At 69.4% G+C, this 14,033-nt stretch carries 11 protein-coding genes and 3 pseudogenes; 6 read left to right on the plus strand and 8 right to left on the minus strand.

Annotated elements, in window-relative coordinates; all coding sequences use genetic code 11:
* Positions 1–120 precede the first annotated feature (120 nt).
* A complete protein-coding gene (locus tag AB0I68_RS37875; RefSeq protein ID WP_363181980.1) occupies positions 121–438 on the plus strand; it encodes a hypothetical protein in 318 nt (105 codons plus the stop codon).
* Positions 439–576: 138 nt separating this feature from the next.
* On the opposite strand, the gene AB0I68_RS37880 is transcribed toward AB0I68_RS37875, so the two are convergent.
* The 3 genes and pseudogenes from AB0I68_RS37880 to AB0I68_RS37890 all read right to left on the minus strand — a co-directional run.
* Positions 577–1,500, minus strand: coding sequence for a hypothetical protein (locus AB0I68_RS37880; protein WP_363181981.1), 924 nt, complete (start codon positions 1,498–1,500; stop codon positions 577–579).
* 23 nt (positions 1,501–1,523) lie between these two features.
* The gene (locus AB0I68_RS37885; protein WP_363181983.1) at positions 1,524–2,381 is read right to left on the minus strand and encodes a papain-like cysteine protease family protein; all 858 of its coding nucleotides are present in this window, start codon (positions 2,379–2,381) and stop codon (positions 1,524–1,526) included.
* 970 nt (positions 2,382–3,351) lie between these two features.
* Positions 3,352–3,537 (minus strand): annotated as a pseudogene (locus AB0I68_RS37890) (hypothetical protein); the annotation flags it as partial.
* Positions 3,538–3,550: 13 nt separating this feature from the next.
* Here AB0I68_RS37890 and AB0I68_RS37895 point away from each other — a divergent pair.
* A pseudogene (locus AB0I68_RS37895) lies at positions 3,551–5,123 on the plus strand (Tn3 family transposase); the annotation flags it as partial.
* A 75-nt stretch (positions 5,124–5,198) separates the two neighbouring features.
* On the opposite strand, the gene AB0I68_RS37900 reads toward AB0I68_RS37895, so the two are convergent.
* Positions 5,199–5,618, minus strand: coding sequence for an EF-hand domain-containing protein (locus AB0I68_RS37900; RefSeq protein ID WP_363181993.1), 420 nt, complete (start codon positions 5,616–5,618; stop codon positions 5,199–5,201).
* Here AB0I68_RS37900 and AB0I68_RS37905 point away from each other — a divergent pair.
* Positions 5,515–6,372 carry a recombinase family protein gene (locus AB0I68_RS37905; RefSeq protein ID WP_363181984.1) on the plus strand — a complete coding sequence of 286 codons (858 nt, stop codon included), beginning with the start codon at positions 5,515–5,517 and terminating at the stop codon, positions 6,370–6,372. The genes AB0I68_RS37900 and AB0I68_RS37905 overlap by 104 nt on opposite strands.
* 57 nt (positions 6,373–6,429) lie before the next feature.
* On the opposite strand, the gene AB0I68_RS37910 is transcribed toward AB0I68_RS37905, so the two are convergent.
* The 3 genes from AB0I68_RS37910 to AB0I68_RS37920 form a co-directional block, all read right to left on the minus strand.
* Positions 6,430–7,230, minus strand: a complete 801-nt coding sequence (locus tag AB0I68_RS37910) for a maleylpyruvate isomerase family mycothiol-dependent enzyme (protein ID WP_363181985.1) — start codon at positions 7,228–7,230, stop codon at positions 6,430–6,432.
* A 668-nt stretch (positions 7,231–7,898) separates the two neighbouring features.
* Complete coding sequence (locus tag AB0I68_RS37915; protein ID WP_363181986.1) at positions 7,899–9,017, minus strand: acyl-CoA desaturase; 1,119 nt, start codon at positions 9,015–9,017, stop codon at positions 7,899–7,901.
* Between the two features lie 7 nt (positions 9,018–9,024).
* Entirely contained in the window at positions 9,025–10,080 is a 1,056-nt protein-coding gene (locus AB0I68_RS37920) for a ferredoxin reductase (RefSeq protein WP_363181987.1), read from the minus strand.
* Between the two features lie 86 nt (positions 10,081–10,166).
* Between AB0I68_RS37920 and AB0I68_RS37925 the strand changes: the two genes are divergently transcribed.
* Positions 10,167–11,306, plus strand: a complete 1,140-nt coding sequence (locus tag AB0I68_RS37925; RefSeq protein WP_363181989.1) for a helix-turn-helix domain-containing protein — start codon at positions 10,167–10,169, stop codon at positions 11,304–11,306.
* A gap of 102 nt (positions 11,307–11,408) precedes the next feature.
* A pseudogene (locus AB0I68_RS37930) lies at positions 11,409–11,590 on the plus strand (IS701 family transposase); the annotation flags it as partial.
* A 44-nt stretch (positions 11,591–11,634) separates the two neighbouring features.
* Here AB0I68_RS37930 and AB0I68_RS37935 read toward each other — a convergent pair.
* Complete coding sequence (locus tag AB0I68_RS37935) at positions 11,635–12,609, minus strand: LysR family transcriptional regulator (protein WP_363181990.1); 975 nt, start codon at positions 12,607–12,609, stop codon at positions 11,635–11,637.
* 121 nt (positions 12,610–12,730) lie between these two features.
* Here AB0I68_RS37935 and AB0I68_RS37940 point away from each other — a divergent pair, with 121 nt between their 5' ends.
* Positions 12,731–13,912 carry a M6 family metalloprotease domain-containing protein gene (locus AB0I68_RS37940; protein WP_363181991.1) on the plus strand — a complete coding sequence of 394 codons (1,182 nt, stop codon included), beginning with the start codon at positions 12,731–12,733 and terminating at the stop codon, positions 13,910–13,912.
* Positions 13,913–14,033: the final 121 nt, after the last annotated feature.

Here is a 14,033-nt window from a genome sequence, read left to right on the forward strand (position 1 = left end):
AGGATCCAGCACCGGCCTCACCTGATCGACGGCTGCCTCACCGCCACAGGCCTGACCATCAACCCACCGACCCCACCCTGAAAACGTCAGTAACGGCCCGGCGGAACCAAGATCGCCGTTGTGCGGACGGGGGAGACGACGGCGTACGTGGCGGAGTCCCGCCGTGCCCAGGGCAACGACGCGGCCGCCTGCTCCACCGGCGTCCTCATCTACAAGGTCGACTCCGCCGCCGCGACCGGCATCTACAAGGTCGACTCCGCCGCCGCGACCGGCGAGGGCCCGGTGCGGATCACGAACGCGACCCCGGCCGCGACCCCGCCCACCGGCTGCACCGCGCTGGACCTGGCCGCGTACGCACCCGGACAGAGCTTCACCGACCCCGCGACCGGCGTGCGCATCGACGTCCTCGCGGACGGACGGGGGACACGGTGCGGCTGAGCAAGGACTGACTCCGGTCCGGGCCGGCCGCCGTCCGGACCGCACGGGCCGGGCCTCCTTCCCGCGCTTGTGCGCATCCGACGAGGGAAGCCGTCGGGTTGCGCACGGGAGGAGACCCGGCCCTTTACCGGGGTCAGGTCAGCGGACGCCGACCGCCCTCCGGCGGCGCACGTACACCGCCGCTCCGCCCGCCGCCATCAGGGCTGCGGCCCCGGTGACGGCTGCCGGCTGCCAGGACGTCTCGGCCGCCGGTCTCCCGGCCTCGACGGCGGCCTGGGTCTGCTGGCCCTCCACCAGACCGGCGTACCCGCCGGCCAGGCCCTTGCGGTCGTACTCCGAGCCGGGCAGCTTGTCACCGTAGCGGGCGGTGACAAGCTTCTGGTAGGCGGCGAGGCTCATGGAGTGCTTTCCGCCGAGGCCGGTGGTCGCCTCCTCGTTGAGCGGCTCGACCGTGCCTTCGGCGGTGAGCCGGTACCAGGCGTGGATCTGCGGCTCGGTGAAGGTGCGGGCCTGTGGGGTGCCGCGTTCGGCGAGGCTGACATCGTTGTCCCCGTCCCGGATGCCGGCCAGCTCCCAGCCCTCGGCGCCGACCACGTGCGGGTCGTTTCCCGTCGTCGCGGGGTTTCCCTTGGGCGCGAGCAGTACGGCGGCGTGTTTGCCGTTGGAGGCGTTCACCCGGGAGGCCAGGTAGGTGAGCCGTAGCGCGGTCTGCGGGGCAGCCTGGGCCTTGCCGGCCACGAACTCGGGGCTGATCTCGAACATCGGGACCGGGTCCTTGAGATCGAACCTGGGCGGCGCGGCGACCGCGGCGGGCGCGTTGCCGGGGGTGCCGACGGTGCCGCCGTCCGCGGCGGGGGCAGTGCCGGGCTGTCGGGCCGCGACCAGGAAGCGGGAGACGGTGCTCCGGAGCTGGTCGCTCTGGAGGGCCTGCTGGGCGGACTGGTAGCCCGCGATGCCGTCGCCCTCCGCGCCTTGTGCGCAAACGCTTCCGGACAGGGCTGCGGCGAGCGCGGCCGTGAAGAGGACGGCGGCCCGGGCTGCCGCGCGCTTGGTACGTCGCATGGTCTGCATGGTCGGTCTTCTCCTCAGCCCTGGATGCCGATGCGCGAGTGGGTCCACTGGAACGAGTTGTTGTTCACGTACGTGGAGTTGTTCCACCAGGTGTAGGTTTGGGTGGTCTGCCACGGGTCGCCGACCGCGATCATGTTGGTGGCGCTGTCGTAGCCGTAGATGACGTTCATGTGGCCGCCGCCGGTGCGCCAGCCGATCCGGACGGCGAACGGCCGGCCTGCGGCGATCTCGGCGACGGACTCGCTGAACGAGGCGTTGCGGTACAGGCTGCGGCCGCTGTTGCTCAGCCCCAGCCTGGCCAGGCCGTTGGCCATGTCTTCCAGCGTCGCGGGCTGGTTGTTGCAGTCCACCCAGGATCCCTGGGCAGCGAGCCGGCAGAACTGCTCCTGGCTGACGGCGTGGCCCCAGTACTTGGCGATGGTCACGCCGGAGGCGTCCCAGCACCACTGGGTCCTGACCTGCTTCTGCATGTCGATCGCGACCGTCTTCGCGGTCGTGGGGGTGGGTGTGGGTTTCGGGTTCGAGCCGCAGACGGGCAGGCCGGTGGTGTTCTCCTGGATGAACGCGTCGGCGATGTAGTACGAGCCGGTGTAGATCCACCGCGGGTTGTTCTCCACCGTGTCGCCGGTGGTCCGGCAGGACATCTGGATCTTGTCGCCGACCTTCGAGGAGCCGACGACCCCGGCCGAGAGGGACGGCTTGGGCCGGTGGTTGACGGTCTGGTAGTTGCCTTGCCCGCCGATGACCGTGCCGCTGACCGCATCGGCTTGGGCCAGGGCACCGAAGCCGAACAGCAGACCGCCGGAGAGGGCGGCGGTGATCGCGGCTATCAGCGCTTTCTTGCGGCGGGACGCGCGACGTTTGTGCATCATGCTCCTTGATTCGATTGGTCTGAGAAATCGGGAACCTGCCCGCCCGGCAACCCGGTCGCCCGGTCTGCGGTGCAGATGCCGGCGGGAGGGGGCTCGGCAACGGCTCCCGGGTTCGGCGGTACTCCGATGGGTGATGGTCAGTCAGCCGTTGGGCTGGTCAGCGCCGAACGGAACGTCGGGTGCGCTGGGATGCGAGGCCCGGCGGGGCACCTACTACGTGGGGCACTCGCCCGCCGATGGATGGCTGGAGCCGGTGGGGACGCCGACCGGAGGAAGGTCAGCCGACCTCGGCCCGGCGGCGACGGCCTGGCTGCTGCCGCCCGTACGTTCGCGCCTGGGCATGGTCACCGAGGCTGGAGTAGGCGAGACCCCCCCGCTATCACCGCCGCCGAGTCCATTGCGTCGGTGAGCAGTGTCAGCCGGCGTGGCCTGCACCGATGTTCATGTTTCTTTCGACGATGAACCCCCATGTACACCTCAAATCCTTGGTCGAAGGAGTGGGTGAGCGGAAGCCTGCCAGACAGGTTCGGTGGAGATTTCGGGCAAACGGGAATCGGGTTGAAGATATCGGACCGTTACCTTCCCTCCATATTTGATGAACAGTCAGTTTCCTTTGAAATCAGGGCAGTTGGTGTGATCGGTTGGGGATGGTCCAGGTCATTCCGGGGATCTCGTTATCGAATCGAGATAATCGGCGAGTGTTGTTGACGGCAATTCAGTCGAGGATTCATCTAATTACTACGAACTGAAATGGGCTTGTTACGGCCGGTGAGAAGCCGTCAACTCCGATCGCGTGAAGGGTGAATGCCCCTGCCATGGAGCAGGCCGGTGTTCATGCGGGCGGACCCTCAAGGGAGCGTTATGCGCTAGGAGCACTCGAACGCCTGGCTGTGGTGACGATGCCGGGCATCGTCCACCGAGTGGACCGTCCGATGCCGACACCGCGTGGAGCCCATCGAGTGGGCTCCACTCAGTGGCCTCCACCCAGTGGGTGCCATTCGGGCTTGTTGAGTCGTCGCCAGCAGATGAGGCTGCAGGCGAGGGAGACGAAGGCGTCGTGGAGTTCGGTGCGGCGTTCCCAGCGGACGGCGAGGCGTTTGAACTGGTGGAGCAGAGCGAAGGTCTGCTCGACGACGTAGCGGAGCTTTCCCATGCCTTTGATGTTGGGGCTGCTGGACGGTCCGCGGTGGGAGGCGATGCGCGCGGACGTGCTCGCGGGCCTGTCCCTGACCGAGGACGCTGACGAGCACCTGGCCCAGCTCGTCCGGGGACTGGACGCGGCATGGCGGCAGATGGCCGACCGCCTTCAGGAGGCCGGCGCCGACGCGAAGGTGGAGATCGTCGTCCCCGAGGGCGGCGGACGCGCCCGTCTGTCCGTGGACAAGCTCGGCGCTGTGGGCGAGCCGGAGTCGCTGACCTGGCTCAAGGCCACCACGGAGGCGATGCTCTCGAGGATCGACCTGCCGGACCTGCTGTTCGAGGTCCACTCCTGGACCGGGTTCCTCGACGCCTTCGGCCACGTCTGCGACCGGCGCACCCGCATGGAGGGCCTGCTCGTCTCTCTGGTCGCGCTGCTGGTGGCGGAGAGCTGCCACATCGGCCTGACCCCGGTCATCGACCCGGAGAACAAGGCGCTGACCCGCTCGCGCCTGTCCCACGTCGACCAGAACTACCTGCGTGCCGACACCATCGCCGCGGCGAACGCCGCGCTCGTCACCGCTCAGTCCCGCATCGAGCTGGCCCAGATGTGGGGCGGCGGCCTGCTCGCCTCCGTCGACGGCCTGCGCTTCGTCGTCCCCGTCAAGAGCATCAACACCGGCCCCTCGCCCAAGTACTACGGCTACAAACGCGGCGTGACCTGGCTCAATGCCGTCAACGACCAGGTCGCGGGGATCGGCGCGATGGTCGTGCGCGGCACCCCGCGCGACAGCCTCTACAGGCTGGACACGCTGCTGAACCTCGACGGCGGGGTGAAGCCGGAGATGGTCGCGACCGACAACGCCTCGTACTCCGACATGGCCTTCGGCCTGTACAAGATGCTCGGCTTCCGCTTCGTCCCGCGCTTCCGTGACCTCTCGGATCAGAGGTTCTGGCGGGCCGACCTGCCCGACGGGGGAGGCGCCGATCGCCGGGTACGGGCTGCTGGAGACCGTCGCGTGCAACAAGGTGAACCTCAAGCGGATCGCCACGCACTGGTCGGACATGCTTCGCGTTGCCGGGTCGCTCATCACCAACCAGGTGCGGGCCTACGACCTGCTGCGGATGTTCGGCCGCGAGGGGCACCCGACCCCGCTGGGGGCGGCGTTCGCCGAGTACGGGCGGATCGACAAGACCATGCACCTGCTCGCCCTGGTCGACGACAGCTACCGCCGTCTGATGAACCGGCAGCTCACCGTTCAGGAGTCCCGCCACCGGCTGGCTCGCGCGATCTGCCATGGCGGCCGGGGCCAGATCCGCCAGGCATACCGCGAAGGCCAGGAGGACCAGCTCGCCGCCCTCGGCCTGGTCCTCAACGCCGTGGTGCTGTGGAACACCCGCTACCTCGACGCCGCCGTCGCCCAGCTTCGCGCCGAGGGCCACCACATCAAGGACGAGGACGTCGCCCGCCTCTCCCCGCTGAAGGACCGGCACATCAACTTCCTGGGCCGCTACCTGATCAACATCACCGCCAGCGGCCCCGGCCAGGGTCTGCGCCCCCTCCGGGACCTTGACGCCATCGAGGACGACGAAGACGAGGAGTGAGGGATGGCGCGCCCGGCCTGGGCCGGGCGTCCCTTCCCGCGGGCGTGGAGCGCGGGAAGGGACGGCGGGAGCGGGTCAGGCGGTCGGCTGGCCGAGCGGTCCGAGGAGGTAGTTGCCGGGGGCGTCGGGGTCGGTGCTGAGGCAGAAGTCGACGATGGCGGTGCGGTACTCGTGGTGGCTGATGACGCCGTTGCCGTCCAGGTCGACCCTCTCGAACGCGGGCCCGGACTGCTCCTCGGGGACACCAAGCTTCTGGTACATCGCCACGTACTCCTCCCGGCTCAGGACACCGTCGCCGTTGGTGTCAGCGGCCCTGATGACCGCGTCCGCGATGGCCATGACCGCGGTCTCGAAGTGCGCCGGAGCGGTGACACGGTCTTCCATCACGGTGATGAACTCCGCTCGGGAGACCTGCCCGTCGCCGTCGGTATCGGCGTGCTCCAGCAGCTGCCACCACTGCCCGAACGCCGAGTGGATCGCTGCGCGGTCGCCGATCGACTCAGCCCTGTCGAGCGCGGACATCCGCATCGGCTACGCCCGCTGCTCGACCCTCGGCCAGGAACTCGACTCCCAGCTCGACGCCCTCGCCGGGCACGGCATCCCCAGGGACAAGGTCTTCGCCGAGAAGATCGGCACCCGCATCCGCGTACGGCCGAAGTTCGAGGAGGCGCTGCGGACCGCGCGGGAGGTCAAGGCGCACGCCCCGCACTGCCGGGTCATCTTCACCGTGTACGAGATGAAGCGCCTCGGCCGGGACGCCGCCGAACTCACCGCGCTCGCCGACCACCTCACCGCCCACGGCCTGGTCCTGGAGATGCTGGCCGGGCCCCTGCCCGGCATCTACGACCCCACCGGCCCGGGGAAGCTGCTGTTCGCGTTCTTCGCCGCGATGGCTGAGACCGAGCGGGAGAACATCCGCGAGTCCACGCTCGAAGGGCTCGACACCGCGGCCCGCAAGGGCAAGCACGGCGGCCGGCCGCCGGTCATCACCGACGACATGCTCCACACCGTGCTGCGGCGCCGCGCAGGCGGCGAGTCCGTCGAGCAGATCCAGCCCGACCTGATCATCCCCACCGGCAAGCGCAAGGGACAGAGCCCCTCCGTCGCGAGCATCTATCGGGCACTCGCCGAGCACTCCAAGCGCGAGGCGTACCCCGAGGCCGTCGAACAGGCCCACACCGACTTCGCCGTCCTCCATGCCGGCGGCCTTCCCCACCCCCGCCCGGCCGCCGCAGCACTCAGCTCGTGACCATGATCGTTCTCACCGGGATTTCCTGTACGCCAACTACTCACACCCGGCTACGTCCTACTTCTCCTCCGGCTCCCAGGCGCGGAGCAGGTCGAGCAGCCCTGCGTCTCCGTCAACGTGCAAGGAGTCGGCCTGGATCCGGTCGTACAAGTAGAGGACCAACTCACTGGCCGTGCCGTGGACGGAGGCGCCGGCTGCGTCCGAGTCCTCGCCGGTCGCGGCAGTGGGCGCGGGGATGCGGGTGGTGCGTGCGCCGTCGCCGTCGACGGTGAGGCGCCAGGAGCGGCCCTCGGCGGCGTGGAAGTCGAAGGCCGTGGGCTTGTGCGGCCAGGCACTCGGCGTTGCGCAGACGGTGAACAGGAACTCCTCCACACCGTCGAGTGCCACCTCGACCGGCAGCGGCTGCGGGGCGCCCCCGGCGAGCTGGGCGTCGTAGGTGTGCACCGCGGTCTCCTGGACCCGGTGCCGGGCGGTGCCGCCGGCGGTCTGCGGTGACTGCGACGCGGGCCACCACGTCCAGCAACCGCTCTCCGGTCCCGCCGCGTGCAGGGCGCCCAGCAGGGCCTGCGTCGACGCGGCCAGCCAGGCCAGCAGGGCCTCACGCTCCCGCGGCACTACCAGAGCGGCGCGCGCGGCGACGGCCTCGGCCGGGGGAGCGTCGGCAGGCCCCGCGCCGACGATGGCGGCCCAGAAACGGTCTCCCCCACCCAGGTGCTTCACCAGATCGAACAGCGTCCACCCAGGGCAGGTCGGCACCTGTGCGTCGAGACCGGGCGCGGCGGCGACCACGGCGCGGAAGGCGGTCGACCGTTCATCGATCAGTCGCAGCAGCTCGGGGAACTCAAGATTCTTTTCCACGCCGAGTGTCTATCACTGTGCTCCGGTGATCGGGCAGCGATTTTCACAGTCGCCGCCGGTTGGCCACTGCGGACGTCCTCGCCTCCCACCGCTCGAGTGACAAGCTGCGCACTGCTGCGAGGACACTGGTGGTGGCGGTACGCCCGGCGTCGTGCCTGTGGGTGCCCTGGCCTCGCCGCGCGGCCGGGCACCTCGGCGACGTGACGTCCACCCGGTGCGCGCGGTCATGCTGCCGCTCGATGTGATGGACGCGGAGGTCACGACGGCGGCAGGGACCGAGCCCCGTACCTCAGCGGCCCACCCCATGCCCAGTTCCGTCAGTGCGGCCAGCTGCTCAGAGTTGAGCTTGTCCCGCCGTGTCCTGGTCTGGGTGATCCATACGCCGAGTTTCACGTCACCGGCTCCGTCTCGCCGTCGACCGCGATCTCTTCGCTGTGCCTGCGGAGGACCGCACGGTCACCTTCGCGCTCGATCCATTGGGTGAGGGCGGTCAGGCCGCGCTGGAAGGTTGCTGCGCCTTGGCCTCACTTCCCGACGCTCGCTTTGCCGTCGAGGCCGGTGCGGGCCGTTCGGCGGCGGCCACGCCCAGCGTGGTCAGCCGCTGCTGCTGCTCACCGAAACCGGCGGTGCCGCCGGTACGGTCGAACGATCTGAACCCGTACCGGGAATCAGGCCGCGACGAGTTCCTGCTCGCGGTCCGGCGTCTTGACCTTGGGTTTCTTGTTCGGCAGCGAGAGCCGGAAGACCTTGTGCCACGCGGAGTACACCTGCTTGGGCAGCGGCCCGGTGACGTACTCCAGCTCGTACTTCTCGAACAGCGCGCGCACCTTCAGCGCGACCTCGGCGTACCGGTTGCTCGGCAGGTCAGGGAACAGGTGGTGCTCGATCTGGTGCGACAGGTTGCCGGTCATGAAGTGCATGGCCTTGCTGCCGCTGATGTTCGCCGAGCCCATCATCTGGCGCAGGTACCACTGGCCGCGCGTTTCGCCTTTGATCGACCGGCGCTCGAAGACCTGCACGCCCTCGGGGAAGTGCCCGCACATGATCACCGAGTGGGTCCAGATGTTGCGGACCAGGTTCGCGGTGAACGTGGCGGCGAGCGTGGTGAGGAACGACGGGCCCGACAGCAGCGGGTGGATCACGTAGTCCTTGAGCACCTGTTTGCGGATCTTGCGGCCCACGGCCTTGGCCCGCGCGCGGAACTCCGGGGTGTTGCGGCGGCGTTTGTGCAGGTTCTTGCCGAGTTCCAGGTCGTAGGCGGCGATGCCGTACTCGAAGAAGCAGGCGTTGATGAAGTTCCACAGCGGCTGGCCGAGGTGGAACGGGTGCCACTTCTGGTCCTCGTCGACGCGCATGATGCCGTAGCCGAGGTCGTTGTCCTTGCCGATCACGTTGGTGTACGTGTGGTGCAGCTCGTTGTGCGAGTGCTTCCACTGGTCGGCCGGCGAGACGTGGTCCCAGTCCCAGGTGGTGGAGTGGATCTTCGGGTCCCGCATCCAGTCCCACTGGCCGTGCAGGATGTTGTGGCCGATCTCCATGTTGTCCATGATCTTCGCCACGGACAGGCCGGCGGTGCCGATCAGCCACGCGGGCGGGAAGATCGAGAACAGCAGGACGCCCCTGCTGGCCAGCTCGAGTTTGCGCTGCGCCGCGATGACCTTGCGGATGTAGGCGGCGTCCTTCTCGCCGCGGCTGGCGATCACCTCGTCGCGGATCGCGTCCAGCTCGCGGCCGAGCTCCTCGATCTGCTCCGCGGTCAGGTGGGCGGTGGGGTCGATGGCGGTCAAGGTGCTCCTACCGTTCGATGTCGCAAGGGCCCGCCGCGGCGGACACGCAGGTCTGGATGAGGACGCCCGGCTCGGCTTCGGTGATCTCACCGGTGCGCAGGTCGCGGACGGCGCCCGTCTTGAGCGGCGTGACGCAGCCGAAGCAGATGCCCATGCGGCACCCGGAGGGCATGAGCACGCCGGCCTCCTCGCCGACGTCCAGCAACGGCGTGGCGCCGTCCGCGTCGACGGTCTTGCCGGTGGTGCTGAACGTGACCTCGCCGCCGTCGCCGGCGACGACGATGCCGGGGCGGAAGCGTTCGGTGTGCAGGCGCTCTTGGACGCCGTGCTCGGTCCAGTGATCTTCGGCGGCGTCGAGCAGGCCCGCGGGCCCGCAAGCCCAGGTCTCGCGCTCGGCCCAGTCGGGCACGTGTTCGTCGAGACGGGCGATGTCGAGCATGCCGTCTGTGTCGGTGTGCAGCTCGGTGAGACGCAGCTTCTTGTCCGCGACCAGGTCGTGCAGATCGTTGCGGAAGATCACGTCTTGCGGCTGTGGCGCGGAGTGGACCATGACGACGTCGTCGAGCTCGATCTCGCGCAGCATGCCCATCACCGGCGTGATGCCGCTGCCGGCTGTCAGGTAGAGCACCTTGGCGGGCCTTGCCTCCGGCAGCACGAAGTCACCGGTCGCCTGGTCGAGCTGGATCAGCGTGCCCGGTTTCGCCCTGCGGACCAGGTGATTGCTGACCTTGCCGTCCGGGATCGCCTTCACGGTGATCGTGATGCGGCCGTCCTGGCGGTTTGTCGGCGAGGTGACCGAGTAGGCACGCCACAGGCGCACCCCGTCGACGTCGACCCCGATCCGCACGTACTGACCGGCTGTGTGACCGTGCCAGCCCCGTCCCGGCCTGATCACGAGGGTCGCGGCGTCACCCGTCTCGGGGTGCACGGCCTCGATGCGCCCACGCAGGTCAGCGCCCGCACGCAGCGGGCTGACCAGGTCGAGGTAGTCCGACGGCATCAGCGGCGTCGTGACCATCTCCAGCAGTTTCCACGCCCTACTGCGGAGGGCTGCACTCGTCATGACTCCAGCTTGATGCGCCTCAGGGCGTAAAGTCCTATCCGCAGGACGTGAAATTGATCGGCTGAATTGTTTGCAGGGAACAAAACATGAGCCATGCAGTCCGGAGGGCCACCGAACTGGCCCTGGATGAGACGACGGTCACCGCACTTCGGGCCGCGCTGAAGACCACCGCCGACGAGGTCGTCCAGGCGATCATCGACGAGGTCCCTCCATACGCCAACGCCCTGTCGGGCCGCATGGGCGGCACCATCCGCCGAGCCGTCCGCACCGCCCTGGGGCACTACCTGAACCTCGCGAGCGGCAACGCCACGGGCGGCGACGCCGGTGAGGCTGCCTACGAGCTGGGCCGCGGCGAGGTGCGCGACGGCCGTTCGATGGACGCCCTACTCAGTGCCTACCGCGTCGGTGCCCGCGTGGCCTGGCGATGCCTGGCCGCGGGTGCCGTACCCGCAGGTCTGCCCGCCGCCGAGGTCGCCAAGTTCGCCGAGCTGACCTTCGCCTACATCGACGAGCTCTCCGCAGCGAGCGCCGCGGGCCACGCCGACGAACTGGCCGCCCAGGGCCGGGCTCATGAGCGCCACCTGGAACAACTGGTCCGCGACCTCCTCGCCGGCGCGAGCCCGAACGTGCTGCGGGCCTCTGTTCAACGGGCCGGGTGGCAGCCTCCGGTTTCGCTGACCGCGGTCCTGCTGCCCGCCGCCCAGGCCCGGCCCGCCTACCGCACGCTCGACCCGAGCACCCTCGTCCTCGACGATCTACCGGACGCCTTCGGCGTGCTGCTCGTCCCCGATGCCGACCGATCACATCTCTTGAGACAGCTGACCGACCGCGCCGCCGTGGTCGGCCCGGCCCGGCCATGGGCTCGTGCGTCCGCCTCGTACGCACGAGCCGTCCGCGCGCGCTCCCTCTCCTCTGAGATTCGCGACACCGAGGACCACCTGCCCGAGCTGGTGCTGAGCGCCGACGTGGACGCGTTCGCAGACCTGCGTGCCCGAGCCCTCGCACCGTTGCAGACCTTGCCTGTCGCGACCGCGCGACGGCTGGAGGAGACGTTGCGGGCGTGGCTCCTGCACCATGGCAGGCGGAACGAGGTGGCGGCGGCGTTGTTCGTCCATCCCCAGACCGTCCGGTACCGGATGTCGCAGCTGCGGGAGCTGTTTCCGGATCTCGAGTCGCCGCACCGGGTCCTTGAACTGACGCTCGCGGTCGGTCTTCGGGTCAGCTGACGCGTTCTTCAACCGTCCACGACCGCGTCCGCGAGCAGGGCGGTCGCAACTTCGGGGATCGCCTGGTACCGCAATCACACGTGTGCGTGGTTGAGTTGGTGTATGGCTGAGCTCGGGGTGGGGTTGGTCGAGGCGTGGGACGGGGTGCTGGCGGGGTTGCATGCCCGGTTCGCGTCGCGTTTCGTGAGGTCGGAGCCGCGTGGGCGGGCGCTTGTGTATATGCGGGGTTGATCGCTCCGCTGAAGCGGAAGAACGGCTGGACTCTGGCGGAGCGGGCGGGTGACCGGCAGGAGTGACGCGCGGCGAATGCCGACCGCGTCCGCTCCCGTCAGCGCGCGGCCGCGGTCGGCACGGCCGCATGCGGATGCCGTGTCCGCCAGCTTGTGTACGCGGCGCTGGCGAGGCATGTGCCCCGGTAGCCCTCGACGACCCGGCGCAGGATCTCGGTGCCGCGGTCCGCGAGTGGGCCGTCGCACCGCCAGGCCAGAACGTGCCGGTACCACAGGGGATTTCCGGCCAGAGGGCGGACCGCGACGCCCGGTGCTTCGATGAAGGTGGCTTGACAGAGGCTGACGGCCAGACCTGCGCGCACGATCTCGATCAGCTGCCGCCCTTCCGCTTCGTACGGGGTGAAGGGGCGGCGGCCCGTCAGGGCGCAGACGGATGACCAGTATTCGCGGGTCCGGTCGCTATCGGGCCGGGGGGCCGCCCAGTCCTCGTCCAGGAGCTCGGCGAGGGAGACCTCGTCCTGGGCGGCAAGAGGATGGGCGGCCGGGAGCAGGGCGAAGACCGGCTCGGTGACGATCGGATGGAGGATCACGTCCTCGCGCTGCGGCAGCTCCTGGTCGGGGTGGTCGCCGAGCACCGCCGCCTCCAGTCGGCCGGCCGCGAGGTCGTCGAGCAGGGCGACGGGGGAGTGGTGGCAGCGCGAGGTCAGCTCTGCTTCCGGCAGCAGCGCCTTCACGGCCACGATGAGATGGCCGAGCAGGGGAGCGCCGACCGAGCCGATCCGGACTCGGTCGGCCGCCGATATCCGGCGGGCGGCCCGGGCGGTGTCGGCGAGCAGCCCGTCGATCCCCGGCAGGATGGCGCCGGCCCGGCCCAGTACCAGCTCGCCGAAGACTGTGGGGACGGCGCCGGCCTGCCGCCGGTCGAACAGGGACCCGCCCAGCATGACCTCGATGCGGCGCAGTTGGGCGCTGAGCCCCGGTTGGGTCACGCCCAGAGAGGCGGCGGCGCGGGTGAGGCTGCCCGCCTCGGCGATCGCGCACACCACCCGCAGGTGCCGTACCTCCAGATCCATGGCGCAGATGTTATGGACAGGCGAGAGCTTTCGGACAGACTTGCGCATCCGCAATCTCATATGTGAAATGTCACACACTGTTAGATGAAGAGGCAGTGATTCCGTGAGAAACTCTTTCCCCGTGCCGCCCGCTCGTGCGGCGCTCTTGCCGCTGCTGCTCGCGGCTCTGCTGCTGTTCCTGCCCGGAACGCCTCCCGTCGGCGCCGCCAACGCAGCTGACAGTGTGTCAGCCTGCGCGCTCGGCGGGACCACCGGCTGGACGGACGAGGGGCACAGCACGGACTTCTCCGTGTTCAAGCGCCCGACAGGCACCGTCAAGGTCGGCATGATCTTCGTGGACTTCCCCGACGCGCCCGCCACGGAGTCTCCGGCCTCCGACGCGGCGCAGATCACGCCCGGTGCGAATTGGCTGTGGAACGCCTCGTACGGCAAGGCATGGCTCGCCATCAGCCAGCACCAGCGGTGGGCGCGGATGCCACATGCCTCCACCGACTACGGCTTCGCCCGCGGGCTGACGCACGAGACGCACGAGGCGTACGTCCGGGACGCGGTCGCGGCGGCCGATCCGTACGTGGACTTCTCGCAGTACGACATGGTGTACGTCGTCGCGACGAGGAACGCGTCGGTGATCTCCTTCACCCCCACCTACGTGTACCAGCCGGGATCCGCGGGCGTCGTAGCGGACGGCAGCAGGATCAAGTGGGCCGTGACCTTCGGCCAGGACATGTGGCACTGGGGGCCCAGACTGGTGGCCCACGAGACCGGCCACACCTTCGGCCTGCCCGACCTGTACGCCTTCGACGAGGGCACGGACGCCCATCGTTTCGTCGGCGGCTGGGACCTGATGGGACTGATCGCAGGGGCCGGGCCGCAGTACTTCGCCTGGCAGTCGTGGAAGCTCGGCTGGACCGACGACAGCCAGGTCGTGTGCCGGTCATCAGCCGGCAGCGACACCGTGTACCTGACCGCGGTCGAGTACGGCAGCGGCACCAAGATGGCGGTGGTGCGCACCAGTCCCACGACCGCCTACGTCGTCGAGTCGAGGCGGGCGGTTCAGGCGGACACCGGTGTCTGCTCGACCGGTGCGCTGGTGTACAAGGTCGACACGTCCGTACGGACCGGTTACGGCCCGATCCGGGTCATGGACGCCAAGCCCTTCGCCGTACCGGCCGCCGGCTGTCGCCGGCTGGACGACGGCCCGTTCTGGGCCGGTGAGTCGTTCACCGACTCGGCGGCCGGTGTGCGGATCGACGTGCTGAGCGCCGACGGGTACGGCGAGACCGTCCGGATCACCAAGTCGTAGTCGCCCGCGGACGCCCCGGGGGGGGGGGGCGGGGGTGGTGTAGGGGCGCCGGGGGGGGGGGGGGGGGGTTGATGGAGAGGCTATAGAGGGGTTTGGGGGTGTTAGTGGTCGTCTGGTGGGG

The sequence above is a fragment of the Streptomyces sp. NPDC050448 genome (assembly GCF_040655295.1).
Lineage (GTDB): Bacteria > Actinomycetota > Actinomycetes > Streptomycetales > Streptomycetaceae > Streptomyces.

Coding starts and splice junctions, on each gene's coding strand:
- AB0I68_RS37885 (WP_363181983.1), bottom strand. CDS start 2,381: ATGATGCACAAACGTCGCGCGTCCCGCCGCAAGAAAGCGCTGATAGCC.
- AB0I68_RS37935 (WP_363181990.1), bottom strand. CDS start 12,609: ATGGATCTGGAGGTACGGCACCTGCGGGTGGTGTGCGCGATCGCCGAG.
- AB0I68_RS37880 (WP_363181981.1), bottom strand. CDS start 1,500: ATGCGACGTACCAAGCGCGCGGCAGCCCGGGCCGCCGTCCTCTTCACG.
- AB0I68_RS37920 (WP_363181987.1), bottom strand. CDS start 10,080: ATGACGAGTGCAGCCCTCCGCAGTAGGGCGTGGAAACTGCTGGAGATG.
- AB0I68_RS37905 (WP_363181984.1), top strand. CDS start 5,515: ATGAACTCCGCTCGGGAGACCTGCCCGTCGCCGTCGGTATCGGCGTGC.
- AB0I68_RS37925 (WP_363181989.1), top strand. CDS start 10,167: ATGAGCCATGCAGTCCGGAGGGCCACCGAACTGGCCCTGGATGAGACG.